Source organism: Bombilactobacillus sp. ESL1092 (genome assembly GCF_058107465.1).
Map to the genome: position 1 here is coordinate 1138265 of NZ_CM176594.1, position 21967 is coordinate 1160231.

19 protein-coding genes are annotated in these 21967 nt (G+C 37.5%); 10 read left to right on the forward strand and 9 right to left on the reverse strand.

Features of this window, described 5'->3' with window-relative positions; all coding sequences use genetic code 11:
- The first annotated feature begins 7 nt into the window (after nt 1-7).
- From AC3B6Y_RS05140 to AC3B6Y_RS05185, 10 genes are all read left to right on the forward strand, one after another.
- Nucleotides 8-1492, forward strand: a complete 1485-nt coding sequence (locus tag AC3B6Y_RS05140) for an amino acid permease (RefSeq protein WP_489757057.1) — start codon at nt 8-10, stop codon at nt 1490-1492.
- 45 nt (nt 1493-1537) lie between these two features.
- Nucleotides 1538-2068, forward strand: coding sequence for a histidine decarboxylase maturation protein HdcB (gene hdcB, locus AC3B6Y_RS05145; protein WP_489757058.1), 531 nt, complete (start codon nt 1538-1540; stop codon nt 2066-2068).
- Between the two features lie 176 nt (nt 2069-2244).
- Nucleotides 2245-2622: a GntR family transcriptional regulator gene (locus tag AC3B6Y_RS05150; RefSeq protein ID WP_489790602.1), complete on the forward strand. Its 378-nt coding sequence runs from the start codon at nt 2245-2247 to the stop codon at nt 2620-2622.
- Nucleotides 2612-3334, forward strand: coding sequence for an ATP-binding cassette domain-containing protein (locus AC3B6Y_RS05155; RefSeq protein WP_489774725.1), 723 nt, complete (start codon nt 2612-2614; stop codon nt 3332-3334). The genes AC3B6Y_RS05150 and AC3B6Y_RS05155 overlap by 11 nt, the downstream gene beginning before the upstream one ends.
- Nucleotides 3327-4109: a hypothetical protein gene (locus tag AC3B6Y_RS05160; RefSeq protein ID WP_489790604.1), complete on the forward strand. Its 783-nt coding sequence runs from the start codon at nt 3327-3329 to the stop codon at nt 4107-4109. Before AC3B6Y_RS05155 ends, AC3B6Y_RS05160 begins: the two co-directional genes overlap by 8 nt.
- A gap of 19 nt (nt 4110-4128) precedes the next feature.
- A complete protein-coding gene (locus AC3B6Y_RS05165) occupies nt 4129-4914 on the forward strand; it encodes a hypothetical protein (protein WP_489790606.1) in 786 nt (261 codons plus the stop codon).
- Between the two features lie 34 nt (nt 4915-4948).
- Nucleotides 4949-5725, forward strand: a complete 777-nt coding sequence (locus AC3B6Y_RS05170) for a hypothetical protein (protein WP_489790607.1) — start codon at nt 4949-4951, stop codon at nt 5723-5725.
- A 583-nt stretch (nt 5726-6308) separates the two neighbouring features.
- Nucleotides 6309-8600, forward strand: coding sequence for an RNA polymerase recycling motor HelD (gene helD, locus AC3B6Y_RS05175; protein WP_489790609.1), 2292 nt, complete (start codon nt 6309-6311; stop codon nt 8598-8600).
- Nucleotides 8601-8680: 80 nt separating this feature from the next.
- Nucleotides 8681-9079 (forward strand): PTS sugar transporter subunit IIA, encoded by a 399-nt coding sequence (locus tag AC3B6Y_RS05180; protein WP_489757065.1) that lies wholly within the window; start codon nt 8681-8683, stop codon nt 9077-9079.
- 178 nt (nt 9080-9257) lie between these two features.
- A complete protein-coding gene (locus AC3B6Y_RS05185) occupies nt 9258-10436 on the forward strand; it encodes a CynX/NimT family MFS transporter (RefSeq protein WP_489757066.1) in 1179 nt (392 codons plus the stop codon).
- Between the two features lie 130 nt (nt 10437-10566).
- On the opposite strand, the gene AC3B6Y_RS05190 is transcribed toward AC3B6Y_RS05185, so the two are convergent.
- The 9 genes from AC3B6Y_RS05190 to AC3B6Y_RS05230 all read right to left on the reverse strand — a co-directional run bounded on the left by AC3B6Y_RS05190 (nt 10567) and on the right by AC3B6Y_RS05230 (nt 21828).
- Complete coding sequence (locus AC3B6Y_RS05190; RefSeq protein WP_489757067.1) at nt 10567-11757, reverse strand: MFS transporter; 1191 nt, start codon at nt 11755-11757, stop codon at nt 10567-10569.
- A 355-nt stretch (nt 11758-12112) separates the two neighbouring features.
- Nucleotides 12113-13579, reverse strand: coding sequence for a GH39 family glycosyl hydrolase (locus tag AC3B6Y_RS05195; RefSeq protein ID WP_489790610.1), 1467 nt, complete (start codon nt 13577-13579; stop codon nt 12113-12115).
- A gap of 27 nt (nt 13580-13606) precedes the next feature.
- Nucleotides 13607-14815 carry an MFS transporter gene (locus AC3B6Y_RS05200; RefSeq protein WP_489790612.1) on the reverse strand — a complete coding sequence of 403 codons (1209 nt, stop codon included), beginning with the start codon at nt 14813-14815 and terminating at the stop codon, nt 13607-13609.
- Nucleotides 14816-15023: 208 nt separating this feature from the next.
- Nucleotides 15024-16430: a glycoside hydrolase family 1 protein gene (locus tag AC3B6Y_RS05205; RefSeq protein WP_489790613.1), complete on the reverse strand. Its 1407-nt coding sequence runs from the start codon at nt 16428-16430 to the stop codon at nt 15024-15026.
- A gap of 10 nt (nt 16431-16440) precedes the next feature.
- Entirely contained in the window at nt 16441-17739 is a 1299-nt protein-coding gene (locus tag AC3B6Y_RS05210; RefSeq protein WP_489790615.1) for a PTS sugar transporter subunit IIC, read from the reverse strand.
- A 262-nt stretch (nt 17740-18001) separates the two neighbouring features.
- Nucleotides 18002-18976, reverse strand: coding sequence for a hypothetical protein (locus AC3B6Y_RS05215; RefSeq protein WP_489790617.1), 975 nt, complete (start codon nt 18974-18976; stop codon nt 18002-18004).
- 257 nt (nt 18977-19233) lie between these two features.
- Complete coding sequence (locus AC3B6Y_RS05220; protein WP_489790619.1) at nt 19234-19683, reverse strand: hypothetical protein; 450 nt, start codon at nt 19681-19683, stop codon at nt 19234-19236.
- Nucleotides 19652-20560, reverse strand: a complete 909-nt coding sequence (locus AC3B6Y_RS05225) for a hypothetical protein (protein WP_489790620.1) — start codon at nt 20558-20560, stop codon at nt 19652-19654. Before AC3B6Y_RS05225 ends, AC3B6Y_RS05220 begins: the two co-directional genes overlap by 32 nt.
- A 257-nt stretch (nt 20561-20817) precedes the next feature.
- A complete protein-coding gene (locus AC3B6Y_RS05230; RefSeq protein WP_489757074.1) occupies nt 20818-21828 on the reverse strand; it encodes an AraC family transcriptional regulator in 1011 nt (336 codons plus the stop codon).
- Between the last annotated feature and the right edge of the window lie 139 nt (nt 21829-21967).

A 21967-nucleotide genomic window follows, 5' to 3' on the forward strand; every position in this document is an offset into this window, starting at 1 on the left:
ACTACTTGTGACTGCCCAGAAAAAACAAGCAACAAAAAATTCAACGACGCAAAAAGTCGGAGTCTTAGGGCTCATTGCGTTTGTTTTATCCGCTATGGTTGGCGGTGGCATTTATGATTTGCCGCAAAATATGGCGATTAAAGCTGGGATGTTGGGACAAGTCTTCGGTTGGATTCTAACCGGGGTGATCATGTGGTTTATTGTGCGTTCTTTTTTGACTTTGTCAGAAATCAGGCCGCAGTTTACGACAGGATTATATAAGTATGCCGATGATGGTTTTGGTCGCTTTACAGGCTTTTTTGTTAGTTGGGGTTATTGGATTTGCGAGTGTTTTGCCAACGTAACATATGCCGTATTATTAATGTCCACGTTAAACACTTTATGGCCGGGAACTTTTGGCAATGGCAATAATATTCCGTCCTTAATCTTAAATAGTTTAATTCTGTGGGGAATGAGTTTATTAATTCTCAATGGAATTAAAGGTGCTAGTTGGGTGGATATCACTGGTACCGTTGTAATGCTCTTATCAACTGCAATCTTCTTAATTACGATGATTGTCGTCTTTAATTGGCAGACTTTCACGACTAATATGTTTGCTAATCATGCTATTGCTAGTTTAGGAGATAAGAATCTTGGTTCTTTAGCTTCACAAGTCAAAAATACAATGATGACGACCTTATGGGTCTTTGGTGGGGTTGAAGGAGCAGTTGTTTTGTCTGATAAGGCCCGGAGTCAAAAAGATGTTCGGACAGCAACTAAATATGGTTTTTTAATTTGTTTAGTGCTATATGCGTTGGCCTCACTATTACCCCTCGGTTTAAAAAGTTATGGTCAAATTGCGGTAATGCATTCACCGTCTTCCGGAGAATTAATGAATCTCGTAGTTGGACCTTGGGGACGTTTGATTATCACGTTTGGGGTCATTTTAGCGGTCTTATCTAGTTGGTTAACTTGGACCTTACTGCTCTCGCAAATGCCGGCGGCGGCGGCTCAAGATCAGACTTTTCCACGGGCTTTTGCCAAAATTAATAAAAATAAAGTGCCTTCTTTTTCAGTAGTTGTTTCCACGATTGTCATGCAGATTATTATTATTGGCACGCATTTTGCGGGCAATGCGTTTAATACGATGCTAACGATTGTCGGCACCATGACTGTACCGCCGTATTTAATTTCGATGCTCTATCTATTTAAAGAAAGTAGCAGCGAAAAAACCTTTAATCCACAACATTTAACCACAACTTCTTCGCGCACGAAAGCCCATTACATCAGTCTCTTAGGAGCTTTAGGAACTATTTTTATGGGATACGCTGCGGGGATTGAATATACAACTTTGTCATTTATTATTTATGCGCTGGGAATTCCGGTCTTTATGTATGCACGCAAGCAATATGCCCCTCAAGCTGCAATTTTTACGAAATACGAAAAAATCTTTGCCGGGGTAATTATTTTAGTTGCTGTCTTGGGCTTAATCTTTGTGATGTCTAAACATTAAGTAGTTTAGTATTTGAAGACGATAATGGTAAAGGAGGGTGCGTTAATGAGTATGGATTTAGCCGATAATGAACAATTTGTTCGCAAATATTTACCAGAAATCAAAGTGAAAAAAGTGCTGCCGGCCTTAACTGCGGTTCCAGAAAAAATGACCAGTATTGCCCTGAATCAAGATGGGGAGTTGGAACAAGTAATATTTACCGCGGGCACGAAAGTTTATTACTATGATTTGAAGCAACCTCATTCCTTACAGGAACGGAGTCGAAATGAAGTTAAAAGTGCGCAATGTTTAAAGGGAGTACCGCATGGCAAAATTAAAATTGTGTTTGAAGATTTAGAACAATGGCAATTTAATGATTTAATTGCGGGGCGGGCCTTTGATTTAGTTCAGGCTATTTCACCGCAGGAAAATACGCAAGCGGCCTATGATAATACTATTCGGGGTGGTTTTCCGCAATTATTAGATGCGGATCATGGTCCGGAAGTGGATCGTTTACGCAATTATATGCAAAATGGCTATATTAGCCAATACGAGTATGAAGATAGTAATCCAGCTTTGCCTAAAGCTGGTAAATGAGTCGTTAATTAAAAGACATTAGTCATTCAACGAATAATTTGATAAAAATTGGCATGCAAAGAGACGATTGTTCAAAAGGCAAGTTTTATTTTGAGAAGTCGTCTTTTTTGGCGGGGAACTTGTAATTGGCCGTGCTAGTGTTATACTGTAATGGTACACAGGTGAAGGAGGATATTATGAAATTTAAAGATAATATTCCGATCTATTTACAAATTAAAGATCTAATCAATCGCCAAATTATCGCTGGTAAATACCGACTGGGTGATAAATTACCATCTGTTCGGGAACTATCTGTGAGTTTAGAAGTTAATATTAATACTATTCAAAAAGCATTAGGCGAATTAATTCAAGAAAAGATAGTAATTACGAAGCGGGGATTAGGTAATTTTGTAACGGAGAATCCGCAGATTATTGACCATTTACGGGATCAGATTATTGATCAAACACTGAGTGAAATGTATGAAGCATTGTCGCAAATGGGTTTAGATCAGGGAGAAATGTTCTATTATATTAAATTATATTTGGGTGAGAGGATGAATGACAATGACGACTAAACTATTACAAATTGCAGATTTAACTTACCGGAAAAACAATAAATTAATTTTAAATGATGTGAATTTGACTTTAGATACGGGGCACTTCATTGGTTTAGCAGGGGCTAATGGTGCTGGGAAAACCACGTTAATGCGTTTAATTGCTGGTGTAGCCAAACATTATAAAGGAAGAATTTTGTTCGAAGATGATGATAATGTGGTACAAAGAAAAGCGCATGTTAGCTATTCCGATGAACTACAAGGTTTTGCCCCACAAACCCCAATTAATAAAATTATGCAGTTTTACCAAAGTGTTTATCCAGACTTTGTGGTAGATCGTTACCAACAACTAGCTGACTTTTTAAATTTGGAAGGTAAACAAAAATTAGGTAACCTCTCCAAAGGTAATCGCGAACGTTTAACGATTGCGTTGACGCTGGCGCGCAAGGCCCAACTCTATTTATTAGATGAACCATTTAGTGGCATTGATGTGATGAGTCGAAAAAAAATTATTCAAGGCATGCTCAATTGGGTAGATGATTCGGCTTCTGTGTTGATTAGCAGTCATCATTTAGAAGAAATTAGTCAGATTTTAGATGAATTAGTAATCATTAAAGACCAAACAGTACTTACACATCGTTCGACCGAAGAAATTGTGGAACAAGAACACTGTTCGGTGGAAGAATATTTTGAAGGTCTATATGAAGAACAGGAGGACACACTGGATGACTAACTGGTGGTCATTGTTTCAAACCGTATTTCTAGAACAATTTAAAAAGTTGCGTACTATTATTTTATTCAATGCATTATTTTTGGTGATTTCCGTGGTGTTTATGTTGTTTTCTGGCAATCACTATTGGGCTGAAGAATTCTTCTTCAGTGTTCTGATTTGGGCCATGGTTTTTGCCGTAGTGCTACTGGTGCAAACCATCATCTTGACGCAAAATCAAATCAATAGCAATCGCTACCAGCTCATTCCTTTTTCTACGTGGAAAATTTACCTGACTCAAATTCTCGGGGTGGTTGTGAATTGGCTGATATTTTTGGTAATGCAAGTCTGTCTATTGATTATTGCCTTTGGCTTGGTCTTGTTAGAAATTTGGCAGCAAAATCGCACGCTTTATTATTTTATGCAGCATTTTCAAATTTTTGAACATGCTCATTGGTCAGTGTTCTTAGTAGTCGTCTTAATCTCCTTGGGTTGGTTAATCTTGAGTTTGTTGTTTGTCAATACCATTAATTTTACCAGCCGCATTTCTCTGGATTATTTACCATTACGGCAGTCTAAAGTAGTGACGGTGGTAGTTTATTTGGTCATTACATGGCTAGCTATCAAGTTTTTACAATTAATGTTTCGTTGGTTCAGGGCAATTGCGTTTAATTCCATGATGCATATGAGTAGTCTCGCTGGCAATACGCATGCCAATTATGTTTTATTGTTTGGGGCGATTATCTTGTTGTTACTGGTTAATGCTTGGTTAACGAACTATTTGGAGCCAAAAAAATAAACTATTTAAGGGGAAAGTTATGACTAATAGTTGGCAAGTCTTCAAAGTAGTCAGTCGAGAACAATTTAAAAAGGCTACTATGACATTAATTATTAATTTGTTGTTTGTTTTCGTGACTAGTTTAATTGTTTTATTTAATAAAGGCAGTGTGCATAATTTTAGTGATGCAGTAGCAATCAGTTTAATGTCATGGAGTTTTGTTTTCGGGATTGTTTATATTTGGCAGTTAGCGATGTTAATTCGGCGGCAAATGTATAGCAATCGCTATCAGTTATTACCGATTGCTACCTGGAAAACTTATATCGTGCAAGTGGTTACTATGGTAGGTAGTTGGTTATATTTCTTTGTTGTTCAAGCTGTCTTAATTGCTGTGAGTTTCATTATTAGTCAGCACCATTACGCAACTAGTAGTTCCCTTAGCCAGAATGATTGGCGTGTTATCTGGGGTGGGTTGGTGCTCATGCTGTTAGTAGTGGTGGTGGCGATTTTATTAATCAATTTTGTCGATTTGATTAGTCATGTTTTATTGAATTATTTGCCGGGTGGAACGTCTAAACTAGTTAAATGGATCATTTATTTAATCGTGATGGTTTTAACTATTAAACTAGCTACATTATTAATTCCATTGTTTACCAGGTTAATTGGTCCCCGTCAGTTCAATCTGAAAATTAGTGGTGGTTACTTTAGCGTTAATGCGGGTGCTAGTACGTCAATTTGGATCATTGCTGGGGGTATTTTACTGTTAAGTTTAGTCTTTTTGATTATTAATAGTTGGTTAGTGGAACATGTTGAAACGACTTATTAACTAACTAATCAGATTGATTAGGGGGATCAAGATTATGACTAAGTGGCGACAAGTTTTCAAAGTTTTAACGCGTCAACAAATTATTCAGACGACTAAGCTATTATTGATTAATTTATTAATGATTGTGTTTGCTAGTGCGGTTTCAATTGGTGCAGGTCCACATTCGGATTGGTCATTGGTAATCTTAGCCAATGTGATTATTTGGGAAGTTATCTTCGATATTATTTTAGTTATTTTGATGATTTTTAATTCTAAAAATCAAACTTTTACCAATCAATACCGGCTGTTACCAATTAAAGATTGGCAACTATATGCTGTTCAAATTTTGAATGTGTTGTTGAATTGGTTATACATGTTTTTAGTGGATATCATCTTATTAGGTATTAGTTGCTTTACCATTTTTCTGAAAGATCGAGTAAATTGGCCCAGTAAAAGTGACTTAATGTTAACCACAAAACAAATTGTTCAAGTTGGTGTAATGGTAATTTTAACTATTGCCATTATGCTAGTGTTTGCTGTATTAGTAGTACATTTAGTGAGCTTCATAGGAAAATTTATTACTGATTTTGTGCCCAATCAAAAGTGGATTAAATGGCTAATTTACTTAGCTGTTACGGTGATAACTATTTATTTGGTTTTGCGACTGTTTGACTTTTCAGATTGGTTAAGTTGGTTTGTTGGTTATCGTAGATTAAATGTTTCTACCATTTTAGGAACTTTTATGGTTAATGATGGATTGTTTATTGTTATTGATTTCCTTTTGTTTGAGGGTAATACAATTTTAATGTATAACTTAGAGACTAATCGGTAAAAATCTATGTGGCATTACATTATAATCTGCTACTTTAAGTAGCAAAATTTGTGCTAACGACATTCAATATTAATTACAAAGCTTTCAGTGTCTGAGCTGGGTAAGTGCTCAGCTTTTGTCGCAGTAGTTTGATTAGCGCTCCAAGCAGCAGAAGTCTGCGTTTAGCTACGAATAAGCCCTCAAGTTTATAAAGCAAAACTTAAGTCCTTATTCTATACTATACTCAACTTCTAAACGCTGTTTGTCGCAGTGCTTAAATAGCGCTCCAAAGGGCAAAAACTTGCGCCTAACTACGCCCAAGAACTAAAGTTAAGAATCAACTTTAGTTTTGGTTAGGTTAGTGCTCAGTTTCTAAGCGCCCTTTGTCGCAGTGTGTTTATTAGCGCTCCAAGTGCCAAAAGCCTGTGTCTAACTACGAATAACCAATCAAGTTAAAAACCGCCACTTAATTGGTTATCCTAGGTTAGTCCGCGGCTTTGAAGCGGCACTTGTCGCAGTATTAACTATGATTTTGTATCACTCTATGCTAGAATATTTCACTAAATGTTTAGCTATTAATAAAAAATTTGGGGATAGTTAAAGAATGACAAAACAAACAGCCAAGCAACAAGAACAAGCACATTTGAATGATGTTGTTCAAAAGATTCAACAGGCCGAACTAAAGTTAACGCACAGTATGGCCACCGCCAAAGCCGACATTAAAGAAATTGACCGGACTTTTGGGGATGATGTGCATATTGGCATGGGTGATGACGCTATTTCAATGGCGGGGGCATTATCGATTCATCAACAGCAACAGATGCTGGCCGAAAGAAATAATTCTTGGCAACGTTCGCACCAACAACTGGGGGTCTTACGAAAGCTGGAACAAAATCCTTATTTTGCACGCATTGATTTTCAAGAATTACCAGATGGTAAACCAGAGACCATCTATATTGGTTTAGGATCATTTACCGACCGCCATGATCACTTTTTAGTTTATGATTGGCGGGCGCCCATTTCTTCAATTTATTATGATGGTGATTTGGGGAAAATCACTTATCAAACACCGGACGGTGAGCAAGCAGTTGACGTGCAATTAAAGCGTCAATTTATTATCCAAGATGGACAGATTAAGACTTTATATGATACCGAAGAAACCATTGGTGATCAGATGTTACTGGAAGTTTTGGATGAAAAAGCCAGTACCAAAATGCGGGGCATTGTGACAACCATTCAACGCGAACAAAATCAAATTATTCGTGATACTACTTCGGACTTGCTGTTTGTGCAAGGTGCGGCTGGTTCGGGTAAAACGTCAGCTATTATGCAACGAATTGCCTTCTTACTTTATCGTTACCGTCGTAAATTGACTTCAGGTCAAGTCTTAATGTTTTCGCCTAATATGTTATTTAATGACTATATTAGCCAAGTCTTGCCCGAGATGGGCGAACAAAATATGGTGCAAATGACTTATTTGCAATATGTTGCGCGGCGCTTGCCACATTTACAATTACAAACTCTGTTTGAGCAGTTTGAACAAACAATTCATCAAGCTCAAGATGTGGTCACTGATTTGATGACCGATATCGAATTCTTTAAATTGGAAACCAACTATGCTCAGATTCTAGGCAGTGGCGGTGTTTATTTTCGAGATTTAAAATTTAAGAAACGGGTCTTGATTTCCAAAACCAAAATTGCCGAAATTTATTATGGCTTTGGTTCGCAATATAAGTTAATCAATCGCATTGATGGTACTAGACAACGACTCATGAAGATTTTGAATCAACGTTTGGGTCAAGAAATGCGCAAGAAATGGGTTCAAGAAACGATTGAGTCGTTGAGCCAAGAACAATTACGGGCTTTGTATGATTATCCTGACCAAGAATTTAAAAACAGTGATGCAGAACAAAAGTTTTTAGCCCGTAAGATTGTGACACAAGCCTTTAAACCTTTAGCACGCCAGATTCAGCATAACAATTTTGTCAACTTAACTGCGACGTATCAAAAATTTTTACAAACAGTACCGCAATTATTAGATTTACAACAGTGGCATATTACGCCTCAACAATGGCAACAGCATTTAACAGACTTTCGGCAAAATTTAAAGGCTAAAAGAATTACGATTACGGATATTTCACCGTACTTATATCTCTATGATTTGATTACGGGTTATCACGGGGACACAAGTATGAAGTTTGTCTTTATTGATGAGATTCAAGACTATACTCCATTTCAGTTAGCTTATTTAAAGTACAGCTTTCCTAGAGCTCGTTATACAATGTTGGGTGATTTGAACCAGTCGATTTTAGTCAAGGAACAAAACAATACTTTGCTCAAAGAAATTACGCAATTGTTTGATGCGTCTAAAACGCGGGTGGTCCAGTTGACACATTCTTATCGTTCTACGAAACAAATTACCGAGTTTACGAAGGCATTGTTAACGCAAGGTGAAAAAATCACACCGTTTAATCGGAAGGGTGACTTGCCGAACGTGAAGATTAATGCGGATGAACAACAGATGCTCAAAGCCGTTTTACATCAATTACAATTAAACCAACAAGATCAATATGTGACGGCTATTATCACACGTGATTTGGCCCAAGCGCAACAAGTTTATGATCAGCTAAAATCGATTGAAAAAATTACTTTAATTCGTTCAGAAAATCAGCGCTTAGCCGCTGGTAATATTGTGATTCCGGCCTACTTAGCGAAAGGTTTAGAATTTGATGCCGTCATTATGTGGAATACTAGTGCGGGACAATTCCAAGCTGACGAACGCCAATTAATTTATACAATTGCTTCGCGGGCAATGCATCGCCTCAGTATTTTGGCAGTTAAGCAACTGGAACCACTGGTAGCGCAAGTTCCGCAGCAGCTGTATGTACAAGAGTAAATCAATGTTACTTGACAACCATGTTAAACTATTGAAGTTTGGTTGATAAACCAATTGAATAGTAACTTGGGGGAAACAAAATGCGAATGTTATTGATGAGTCATGGACAAATGGCTCAGGCGACTTTAGCTAGTGCAGAAATGATTGTGGGAGAATTGCCGAATGCTTATGCAGTTGGTTTAAGTGCTGATCAAAGTGCGGCCGATTTTCAAAAAGCAGCGGAATATTTTTTGGAACAAAACTTGGAAGAAGAGACAGTGGCAGCCATTGACTTTTTAGGTGGAACGCCGTCAGATGTCGTTTTACGATTGATGGTGAAATATCCGCGCTTGCAGGTGGTTAGTGGGATTAATCTACCCATGGTAATTGAGTTTGCGAACCAATCTTTAACGGCGGGTCATTTAAGTAAAACAAAGTTACTAGCAGCCAGCAAGAATGGGATTGTTGATGTTAATGCTAAGTTAAGACGTTATAACTAAAATTGAAAATAATATAAATTCAGGAAAATGTTCGTTGTATACGAGCATTTTCTTTTTGTCTGAGCTGCTTTTTGGTTGATAAAAGTTGCCAATTAGTTGCCAAATAGCATAATTGCTAGTAAAGTTATTCTTGCTGTGTCTAAAACGTATTAGAATTAGAAGTAAAGGATGTTGTATTTTGAAAAAGAAAACATATTTTGGTTTAGCTATAGGAATTATTTTAATTGCGGCCAACTTACGCTTGCCGATTACGATGTTACCGCCAATCTTGCCGTGGTTACATAGTGCACTGGGTTTTGCAACTAGTTTAAGTGGGTTGTTGACGACGATTCCTCTGCTGATGTTTGCCTTATTATCACCAATGATTGCTAAATGGGGCATTCGTTTCGGCAATGCGCAAGTATTGTGGTGTACGTTACTGACATTAACGGTTGGGGGTTATTTACGGGTCATTCCGAGTACCTGGGTTTTATTAATTGGGACAGTTTTAGTCGGACTAGGTATTTCTGGCGGTAATGTTTTATTACCAGCAGTGATTCAAGAATATTTTCCCCAAAAAGCGACCTTATTAACCAGTTTATATACCTTTACGATGGGATTGGTGGCTTCGGCTGGCACAGGTTTAGCAGCACCTTTAGTTAAAAAGACTAATTTAGCGGCCACAATTGCATTAATGACGACTGTTAGTTTAATTGCTTTTGTGATTTGGTGGGTTGTGGTTCGCCAACTACCAAAAAAACAATCAGTGGCCAAACATGAAGCGGTTAAAGTACCATCAATTAAAAAATACCGCTTAACGTGGTTTATGACCTTTTTCTTTGGGACACAATCGTTGTTATATTATTCCATGTTAACTTGGTTGCCTGTTTTTTGGAGTCATAATGGTTTTTCAACCACACAAGCCGGATTATTAGCCACCGTTTATCAACTGTGTGGAATGCCAATGTCCTTAATAATTCCTGCTTTAGCTAGCAAAAAGCCGGGAATGTATGCGAGTGTAGCGATTGTTGGTGGTGGCTTTGCGATCGGAACCTTTGGCTTGTTACTAGTGCCACATAGTTTTATGGGCAATATGATTTTGGCAATTGTTGCCGGTTTAGCTTCGGGTTCTGCCTTTAGTTTGTGTATGGTCTTTTTCCAGCGGAAAACTAGTTCCGTTTATCAAACAGCAAAATTATCAGGAACTGCGCAATCAGTCGGTTATTTGTTAGCAGCAATTGGACCAACCCTAACGGGGGTAATTGAAGGGCAGCTTCATTCTTTTACGCCGATCTTCATTGCTTATAGCATTTTAGGCATTTTATTGTTGATCAGTGGTATTGTGATCACTCATCAAAAACCATTGCCGAATGAATAATTTAATTGAGGGTTAGCTAGTGTTTTGTCACTGTAGCGAGCCCTTTTTTAATAATCTTAATACACAAAAATAGCGAACTAGTCTTTAAGGCTAATTCGCTTTTTTTGGATGTTAAGTTAACTACTGAAAATTAAGCTTCAGTTTGAGTTTGTTGCTTTTCAATCACCTTGCCCATTCGGGTAACTAGTAATACTAAAGCAATCACAGCGCACATAATAGTTGCGGCAATGAATGATGCTTTACCAGCAGGGATTTTAATTGCGGCCCAGAGCATTGGTGCAATCACACCGGCAATTGAGGAAACTAGGGTGTTCATCGAAATAACAACTGGAAATTGCTTCTCGTCAGCTAAGATGGATAATTCGAATTGAATTGTCGCATTAACCATTACAATGCCCATGCCAGAAAACATATTACCGATAATGTGGCAAGCCGGATTATTAAAGAAGATGACAAATACATAGGATAAAGCAAAAGCTACAAAACCAAAGGCCATGGTATCCGACTTTGTCATCTTGCGAATATACTTCAATAAGAAGCCGGTCAAAATACCTCCGATATTACCAATAGCAGTGACCATGCCGACGTAAGTAGTGCCCCGACCTTGAGCGGCTAAGGCAATAGATTGATTAGACATAAAGATCATTAAAGCTAAAGAAGTAAAGAAAGTAATAATAATAATCAAATAAACATGCCAGTTTAAACCCTTAAGCAAACTCCAAAAGCTTTGCTTATTATCGTTATCATTTTGAGTAGCCACAATTTTAGTATCTTGAGGTACCATAAACCAAACCGCTATTAAGACGATTAAAGCTAACCAGTAAACCCAAAATAAATTGCGCCAATTAGAACCACCTAAATAGCCGCCTACGTAAGTAAAGACCATCATACCAATATTGTTAAAACCAACGGACCAACCCATGACGTTTGCCCGGTCTTCACCTTCAAAATGTTCCTGTAATAAAATAGGACTAACGTTACTGATTAGACCAGTTCCACAACCCAGTAGGACCATACAGGCGAGGATTAAATTCAAACTGCTAGAGTAGAATAATGGAACAATTCCACTAATTAAAACAAACAAAACGGCCATTAAACCAATATTTTTCCGTGTCATTTTATACGTTAACCAAGTAAAAGCTAATGTAGCGATTAATTGGCCTAACTGGGAAATGGAGCTAACCATTTGTACTTTGGAAATAGGTTCATTGGGGAATGATTTAGCAATGGCGGCAATAGCAGAGCCAATAACTGATCCAGTCATCAGCAGTAAGTTCATACTTAAGATACCAATCGCTAAAACTGTTTTCTTTCGATTCATATTAAATTCCTTTCTATTATGAGTTATGTACTACTCGTTAACTATCATAAAGGGTGTTAACCGCTTCCTCCATATGTAAAAGTGAGTAATTATGTGTTGATTTCTTAGATATTTTTAAAATAATTATCAATATATGAAACTATTGATGTCTAGAACCAATTATTTGTTAGTAAATAATTAATGCTATTTTTATTTTAAAAATTGCTAAATAAATGCAGTAGGGGATTTTTAAGTGCTTTTTAGTTTAAAAATAATTAAACTTTGTACATATAAAAAGTCTCCAAAATGAAAATCAATTTTGGAGACAGTTAAGATTTGCAATAGCTTAATTGTTGAAGAAACTTTTTTGATTGTGCTATTGAGCAAAATAATCTGGGACAGTAATGAAAGCACAAGAATGTGGCCTTAACGAAAGCTGCAAGTGTTGATTTTTCAGGGTAATTGTTTCTGTGGTTAATTTTGAAGCAGCTTGTAATGTCTGAACTTGTTGGTCATTGACGTATTCTGGTTTACCCATTTGCTCCCAAACTTGCTTGGCATTAGCGTGGTCAGTATCAATTCTTTGAATGGTGCAATCTTTATCTGGACCAGACAATTGAATGCTGATTTGTTCAGTCGCAATTGGTTGGTCAGGAACATTATGATTGTAAGCCAGTAATTGTAAGTCAGTTTGGTTTTGGACTGCTAATAATTCGGCAGTTGCATTAGAGTCCGCTGTGACAGCTAAACGTTTGGTTCCTAATTGATGAAAAATCTCAAAGATGCGATAAGCAGGTTTAGCAATACCGTTGGTAGTTTGCAAGCCAAAACCACCGTGAAAAAGTCCGGGCTTTTGGGATTGTTCTTCAAAAATATCCGAAAAAGTCCAAAAAGAATAACCAGCGACTAAGCCATCATTATCGGCTAAAGTTTTAGCAATCATTGCCGCCGCATAGGGTTCATCATGAATGGAATCACCTAGCATCGCTGAAACGTTCCATTCGGTATAGTACAACGGATAACCTTGAGCGTCTTGGTGGGCGATGCGCGTCATTTTTTGGAGAACACCGCGGCGATATTCGGTGATTTGACCGCCAGTTTGCTTGAAAAATTCGTCAATATCCATACCGCTTTGCCACAACGGATCATCCGTAGGGTAGTGGTGTGATGAAATAAAATCTAGTGGTACCTGATTTTCTTCACAAAAATGAACCATCTCTTTAATCCAAGCATTAAAGGATGTGGCTGGTCCGCCGACCTTTAATTTGGGATCAATGGCTTTCAGTGTTTTGGCAGTAATTTCGTATAGATGAAAATAATCGGCTTGTGTACCGGCAAAAAAGAGCGGCAAGTTGGGTTCATTCCAAACTTCAAAAAACCAAGATTCCACTTCGCTTTTGCCGTAGCGTTCTAGTAAATGATTGGTAAAGCGGTGAATTAATTCTTGCCATTGCGCATCTGAAGCCGGCATCGAATTATTACCACCATAGGCAAAAATAGTTTTACCACCAGAAGCTAAGCAACTGGGCATAAAGCCTAATTCTAAGAAGGGTTTCATGCCAATACTCAATAAAAAGTCAAAGATCTTGTCAATATTAGTAAAGTTGTAGGTTATGCCAAGCGATTGGCCTTGGAAATCAAAATTCTCGATACAAACACTCATCTCATCATCGAATAAGCCATGAAAACGAACGTATTTAAAGCCCAATTCCTGATGGGCTTTGGTTAATTGCGCCTGATAATCAGCACGTAACGCCGTATAAGCGTGGCAACTACCGACGCACACTTCCCAATAATGGGGGAAATCAGTAACTTGATCTGTTTGAATTTGAAAGTTAATCATGTTTTAAACCTCACTTGAATTAGTTGTTTAATTATTCGCAGCTTGTTTAGCTTGACTGATTTTTTCTACACGAGTACCAAACCGTGTAATTAGTAAGATCACAGCTACAACAATCGAAACGATCATGCCCGCAATGAAGGAGTTATAACCCGGTTTAATTTTTAATGCTGCTAGTAAAATTGGGACAATCATTCCAGCAATGGAGCCTAAGAGTGTGTTAATAGAAATGGCGATAGTAAATTGCTTTTGGTCAGCTAAAATCGACATTTCATAAGGAGCGGTGGCGTTAACTAAAACAATTCCCATGCCTGAGAAAGCATTACCAATAACATGCATTACTACATTAGATGAAAAAATGATACAAATAAATGACAAAGCAAAGGCAACAAATCCCCAAGCAATGGTATCATTGCGAGTCAATTTGCGAATATATTTGAGCGTGGCAGCAGTTAAAATACCACCAGCATTCCCCAAAGCAGTGACCCCAGCTACATAAGCAGTACCTTTACCTTGAGCAGCGAGGACAATTGACTGATTAGAAACAAAAGTCATCATAGCTAAAGATAACATGAAGTTAATAATATAAATGATGTAAACATAACCGTTTAAACTTTTTAATAAAGACCACAAGCCCGTTTTAGTTTGGGTTCCTGTTTTATCCTGCTTAGTATTGGCTAATTTGGTATCTTGTGGAATCAGGATAAATGCCAAAACAAAAACAATTAAGGCTAAGCCATAAACCCAGAATAAATTACGCCAGTTTAGTTTTCCTAAAAATCCACCTAAGAAAGTAAAGATCATCATTCCAGCGTTCGTGACACCTGATGCCCAGCCCATCACAGTAGCTCGAGTCTCACCTTCAAAATTTTCTTGTAGTAAAACGGGTACGAGGTTAGTAATGGTACCGGTACCAAAACCAACCAGGACCATGCAAGCTAAAATAATATTTAAATTACTACTGTAAATGGCCGGTAACATCCCAGCAATGGCTACAATTCCGACGGCTAAGAGGCCTAAATTTTTGCGCGTCATAATAAAAGCTAAGTAAGTAAAGATGGCGGTGGCAATGATTTGACCTAACTGAGGAATAGAACCAATCAATTGCACTTTGGAAACTGGTTCATGGGGAAACGAACGAGCAATCGCTGCAATTGCTGCACTGGCCGTGGTGCTGAGCATTAATAATAAATTCATGCTCAAAATCCCGACAGCCATGGAAATTTGTTTTTTATTCATAGCTATTCTCCTTTTTTGGTTACGCTTTCATCGATCGTCTTGAGTATATTACTGTTTTTAATTTTCAGACCATAGCGAAAAAGCAGGGCTTGTCTGTTCATTTCGTATATAAAAGTGCTTTGATTATTGCAGCAAAAAAAGACCAGAACACATTTAACTTGTTGTTCTAGTCTCTTCAAATTTTTTACTAAACGGCTTCGTTTTGATCTTAATTGTCCATTGCTGTAATGTTTTGAGCATTTGTGGCAATGACTTTTTGATAAAAGTAAAAACTATCTTTCGGGTAACGTTTTTGAGCTTTTTCACTATAATTATTGCGATCAACAAAAACTAAGCCGTAACGTTTATCAATACCATCATGAACGCTAATTAAATCCAGAAATGACCATGGATTAAAGGAAATAACATTGACGCCATCTTTAATGGCCTCGCGTAATTGGAAAATATGATCATGCAAGTAGTGCACACGCTTTTGATCATGAACATGACCATCAGTGGTTAAAGCTTCTTTTTGCGACCAACCACATTCGGTAATAATAATGGGAACATTAGGAAAGCGGTCATTGACTTTTTGTAAAGCATAACGTAAGCCTTGAGGATCACAGGAAAAATCCCACTCGGAATTGAGTAAACGTTCGTCTTGAACTTTTTCCACGCCAGAAATCACTCCGTCTAACATTTTGGGATTGGCTTGGTCGTTGAGCTTAAAAATACTAGTCGAATACCAATTTAATCCTAAAAAGTCAGCACGCCCATTAAGCAAGGTTTGCTCATCCTCGCGCTTGGTTTCTAATTGAAAATTATTATCTTGCAAGTAACGTAGATAATAGCTAGGTAATTGTCCACGGATAGCAATATCCATATCAATGTAGCCAATAAAGTCTTCTAATTGTTTACTTTTTAAAACATCACTTGAAGTATGATCGTAAGGCAGGGTGGTCATGTAAGAAACGGCGGGGCCAATTTTAGCATCGGGTAACATTTGGTGGCAAAGTTGGTAAACTTTCGCTTGCGCAATGAACATGTTGTAGTTAGATTGTTCACCTTTAAAGCGTAAATCTTGCGGGTTATCAGCTTTAATACCATTCATTGAAGGAACGTTAGCTAATAGCGATTGCTCATTGATTGTTAACCAGTAGTGCACCCGATCACCATATAATTTAAATAAAGTTTGAGCATAGCGATAAAAATCCGCGATACATTGGCGATTGGCCCAACCGTTATACTGCTCTACCAGTCCCTGCGGCAGATCAAAGTGGAACATTGTCACGATAGGTTCGATATGATTGTCAACGAGTAAATTAATTAGGCGATTATAAAAGTCTACACCCGCTTGATTATAATGTTCATCATTACCGTTAGGAAAAATTCGGGCCCAACTAATGGAAAAGCGGTAACTTTTTAACCCTAAGTCTGCCATTAATTGCACATCTTCTTCTAAGTGATGATAGTGATCAACCGAAACAGAGGTATCCAAATATTTACTTTGTTGCGCTCTTAAATCGGCGACCGTTAAGCCTTTGCCATCCAGTTGGCTAGCACCTTCAACTTGAAAAGCGGAGGTACTGGCGCCCCATAAAAAGTCATCTGGGAAATCTGTGGGTAATTGTTTCATCGTATTAAAGTTATTCTCCTTTATTAATTGCGGTTTGTTGTTCTTCTTTTACAGCTTGTTGATCTAAAATTTTAAAGAATGGCAAGTAAATCAAAGCCATTAAAGCAAAGTTAATGAGCCAAATAACAATTCCTTGCCAGCCCATAATTAAGAAGTCAGCAATGACTTTGGGCATGGTCCAAGGCATACCCAGACTTAAGGTTGGATTATACATCGAAATAAAACCAATTTTGACTGCACCGATGGCCACTAATCCGGACACCAATGATGATAAGACAAAGGGAATGAATAATAAGGCATTAAGAACGATTGGTAAACCAAAGACGATTGGCTCATTAATATTAAATAAATTAGGAATTGAGGAAACTTTAAAGAATTCTTTATAACGTTTCGATTTGCCAAAGATTAAGCCAATCAGCACCAAACTTAAGGTCGCACCAGCGGCATCATTATTGGAAAAAGAAAAGGCAACTAAATTTTGCAAATACGGAATGGTTTTACCTTGCTGAAAAGCGGGAGCGCTAGCAACCATCATCGAAATAACAATTGGCATTAAAACAGATTGAATAGCAGCTGGATGCACACCAAAGAAAAAGAGTAAGTTGGACAAGGTGATTACTAAGATAATTGTCCAAGCAGAACCACCCACATGCAATAACGGTGTCGTAATCAATTGGTTGACGAAATGGAAGACATCTTTATATGGAGTATAACTAAAGATAGCACCCACAATAAAGACAATCGTGAAAATAATAATTCCGATAATTAAGGGCTCAATTGAGGTACTAACCATACTAGGCACGGAATCGGGTAATTTGATTTTTAGTTTTTGAACTTTGTTCAAGCGGACATAAAGCATACTAATTAAAATAGCTAAAATAATAGCTACGATAATTCCTTGACTACCCATGTACTGCATTTCAAAAGCGTTAATAGCTTTTTTACCATGACCGACAGTTTGTGGTGCTAACACAAAAAAGCTCGATAAACTAAACAGACCGGCGATTACACCATTCGATTTGCTTTTTTGAGCATAACTGTAAGCAATACAAAAAACGATAAAAACGGCCAAGATGTTCATCGAACCGTTAACGACAGCGTTCATTGGTTGAGTAATTCTTAAAGAATTAAACCAATTACTAACACTTTTAATCGGAAAACTAGCTAAGATGGAAAAGACAGAAGCACCAATGGTAATTGGTAAAGTCATGACCATACCAGCTGAAATACTTTGTAAAATCTTACTTTGACCAATTTTATTAGAAACGGGCACCAAAGTTTTTTGCAGAAGTTCTTGGAACTTATTCATTGACTTACTCCTCACACTTAATTTGAATTCGATTTCATAAATTAAGTATAGTTGGAATAAGTGCTGAATGACTAGATTGAAAAAAGTGAGCTTTTGTGTTGATTTCATAGATTTTTAATTTAGGAATCAAGTGCGTAGTCAGACATCTTATTAAGGCTACAGTAAATGCTCAATTCAATCTTGAAGGTAAAACAATGTCTGAGTTAGTGCGCAAGAACCAAGCTCGTTTGGTAGTGTCACTACCAAGTGGATGGGCATTGGTCTATGTTAAAGCATTATTAATCGTGTACGTTAATGTTGCGTGGTAAGCGCCACCTTGAATTTGATTATTCAAACCGCGTGGGGGGACTTGTAACTTAATTTGTGAGTTGCCAGCTGGATCGAAGTAGTAAATAGTGTTGAGATCATTTAAAACAGTAGCATTGGAATTGTAGAGTAAAGTCTCGGAATCATTGGGACTGAGAGTAGTCGATTGTCCAGAATTTTGCTCTTGAAAAAGCAGTTGTGCTTGTTGTAAACCGACTTGCCCCTTTTTGGTAAAGTTTGAGAGACGTGCTGTGACTTGATAAGGTACAAAGTAATGATTGAATTGGGGCTGGCTAGCTCTGGTATCTTTGATTTGTAATTCATTTTGTAAATTAGAGGTGTTGTTATTAATAAAAGTTTTCGCTTGTTGTTCAGGAATTGGCGTTTTGTCATTGCCAAATTGAATTTGTGGTAAATTTTGAAAACTTAAAAAGCGTAACTGATTAACCAGCCCAAGCTTTTGCGTTTGACTAGTTTTGGTCAGGTTAATGGGGTGAGACAATAAATATTGTTGCCCATTAATAGTTACGGGATCGCCTTCAGAAAGATCGCTAGCGCTAGTAGGGTCCAGGCCTTGAAAACCGCTAGCCTGGGTATTAAGACCGATTTGCACAGTGGCGTTAACTTGCAATTCGTTTAAAAAGTCATGTTCCCCACTGGGGCTAGTCACTGAAGTGATCGGTACATAAGAGCCATCATTTTTTTTATAGAAAACAGTCACTTGTTGGTCATTATTAACGGTTTCGTCACTATCAAAAATACCGTTATAGTTCTGGTCATTCCAAATTTGGTAACTAAAGTCGGGACATTTAGTGATTAAATCAGCAACTTGTTGGGTGCTTGTCGTGGAGTAATTATTGGCCCGATCGACAGCAATAACGTGTAGATATTGCTTGGAAAAGCGACTAGCACTAGCGGTAGGATCGCTCACGCCAATGAAGTTGTCATTATCAGAACCATCAATGATTCCCTGAGTATTTTTATGAGGCGTAATCGTCGTGTCAGGATTGTCATCTAATTGGTAAATATAACCCTTAATATCACTTTTGACTGGTTGTTGGATAGTGTTGGAGTATTGCGTGGTATTACCAGCATTGCCTTTGACTCGATAATAGTAGTTGGTGGCATTATCTAAACTGTGAACATTAACGCTAACTTGATCTTGATTAGTCGTAGCCGTGACATGATCTAAAGTGGGGCATCAGGGGCGGCAGTATCTTTGACGGTTCGATCTTCACCAGTCGTGCCAGTATTGAGAGTGCTGGTATAGTACATTAAATTGGCATTGATCATTGCTTCTTCGATTGTACAAGCGTTAGTGACGTGACCTGTTTGAATCATGGCATAGTTGTTTTTGATGATTAAATACCAATTATTGTCAGCCGTAGCATTGGTGGCAGTAAAACTTTTCTGACCAGACTGGTCAATATAATGTTCGTCGGTAGTATTGTATTTGGTTTGCCCCAAAATATGATAATGAGGATCTTTATCAGTGAGTGGTAAGAAGTCCATCCATTTTTGGGAGCCGCCATTGTAAAGATAAAATTGATTAGAAGTGTGGGAAGATTGAATCGTAAATTTATTAGATGGATTATAATTCAAGAGATTATTTGGGTATTGGGCTAAGGATTCGTTCATAAAAGCTGGGGTCAATTCGACAGTAGTAGAAGCCCAAGCGATCATCACCTTGGGAAGTGAGATCACGAGTGCCGAAGATCTTTAAGCCAAGTTTGGGAGCAAAAGTATCGTAAACTGGACGACTGTCTCTTAAGGTATCATGACCGAAGACAACACCGCGTCCTGTATCGCCAAAATCATTGATTAAATCTTTAACCTGATTAGTAATATCGACATTCCAACCGCCATCGGCAGAACCAAAATAAAGTTCGTCGTAATTATAATTACCGGAACTATCTTTAAACAAATACTGCGTAGGATTGGCCGCAAAATCGGCTGCCGAAACGGGTGTGACTTTGATTAAGCCTTGGGAGACAGTCTGAATTTGCTGCGTTTGCGGATTAGTGTACTTGATCTGTAACCAATTCTGGAGGTGATTGCCGTTAGTGGGATAAATATTTAAAACATTAATGGTCTTGCCATAATTACTGGCCACGTTTTGCCATGAGGTGAGATTGGACGGATCGGTACTCCGTTGCACATTATAACCACCTGATAAATTAGCTAGCTGTTCCCAATTTAAGCTAACATAAGCAGCTTGGTCAAAATTTTGTTGACTATGCAAGTTAAAACCTGTTGTCCCATCGGCATAATTAATTCCAGGCAAACTACTGGTGTCTTTTAATAAATTGGTGTTAGTGAGGAGATTATTTGTCGTAATGTTTGATTGTTTGGACCAGTGTGGACTGGTCATAAAAGTGGCATTGCTGTTATTAGTCAATGAATTTGAGAGGCTACTAGCTTTTACGGGGGTGACCAGTCCGGAGAAAGTGAGTAGCGACAAACAGATAGAAATAATGATAATCAAGTTCAACGGTTGTAGATACTTTTTCAACATTGGCTATCTCCAATCTGATAATTCAATCAAATCTTATTTAAAAATATTATGAAATTAGATACTGAAATCACAACAACAATTACCACAATTATAATCCCAATTTAATAGATGTAAATTGACGTGATTATTTGTTATTTAATTATGAAATTCATTAAGAGCAATTTGAATAATTCGATGAACGCCAATTATCCCGACGTTAATTCATGATGGCATTTCAAAATCAAAAGAATGATAATTTTTGTGTATCCGCTATCATTTTACTGATTATTACGCCGGTATTCGGCAGGAGAAACGCCGATAATTTTTTTAAAAACTTTATAAAAGTATGAAGGATTTTCATATCCAACTTCACTGGCAATTGTTTCAATGGGGGCTTTGGTATAGATTAAGTATTCCCCTGCAGTATTGACGCGTTGGAGATGAACCAATTGAATAAAAGATTGCCCCGTTTGTTTCTTTAAATAAGTAGAAAGATAGTTGGGATTGAAGCCAAAATCTTTGGCCATTTGGGTCAGGGTAATGGTGCGGTAGTTATTCTCAATATAAAGTAATAGTGACAACAGATTGATTTGCGAATCTTTGACTTTATGAGTGTGGGCTTTAGCGTGATAGGCTTGGCGAATGAGGCGAGAAAATAGCGTTAAAATATCAAAGCGAATGATTTGGTGGGATTGAATGTCGTAATTGTAATATTCGTCAATAATGTCATAAATATTATTGACAATTTTCGGTTGATGTTCTACTTGAAACCAAACATAACGGCCTGCACTATAATTTTCGTTGGATAGGAGGGTGAATAACAGGTTTGAGATATTGGAGTTGGTACCATTACGGTGTAAAAAGTTGAGGTCGTTGAGGGAAAAGGCCGAACTTTTGAGTGCTAGATTAACGACAATATCATTTGGACCGATAGGTTCAACTTTGTGAGGCGTGTGATTACCAATGAATAAAACATCTTCACTATTTAACTGAACAGTTTGCTTATCCAAATGTACGGTGCAATTGCCTACTAAGGGAATCATAATTTCAATGTAATTATGTAAATGGTAGGGAATAAAAGAATTGACTGGTTGCACGGAGATCGTAATCGCATTGAGATTTAAAACGAGATCATCAGAGTAAGTTTCAAAAAACTCATAGGTTGGCTCATCAGTGATTTGACCAGCACGTTTCAATGTATTCCCTTGTTGTGCAAAAGTGGCAGAAACATCTTGCCAATCACGGGGCTGATTTTTGGAGCGCAAAATTTTTAATAGTTTTTGTTTCACAATAATTCCCTCCACACTGGTTTTTACTTTAATCATAAACTATTTAAAGTAGAAAATAACTTTTTTCTGAAGCTTATCTAGGAAATAAACAGAAGATTTATACTGTTTAACCATAGTTGGATGAAATTTTCTTCGTTAC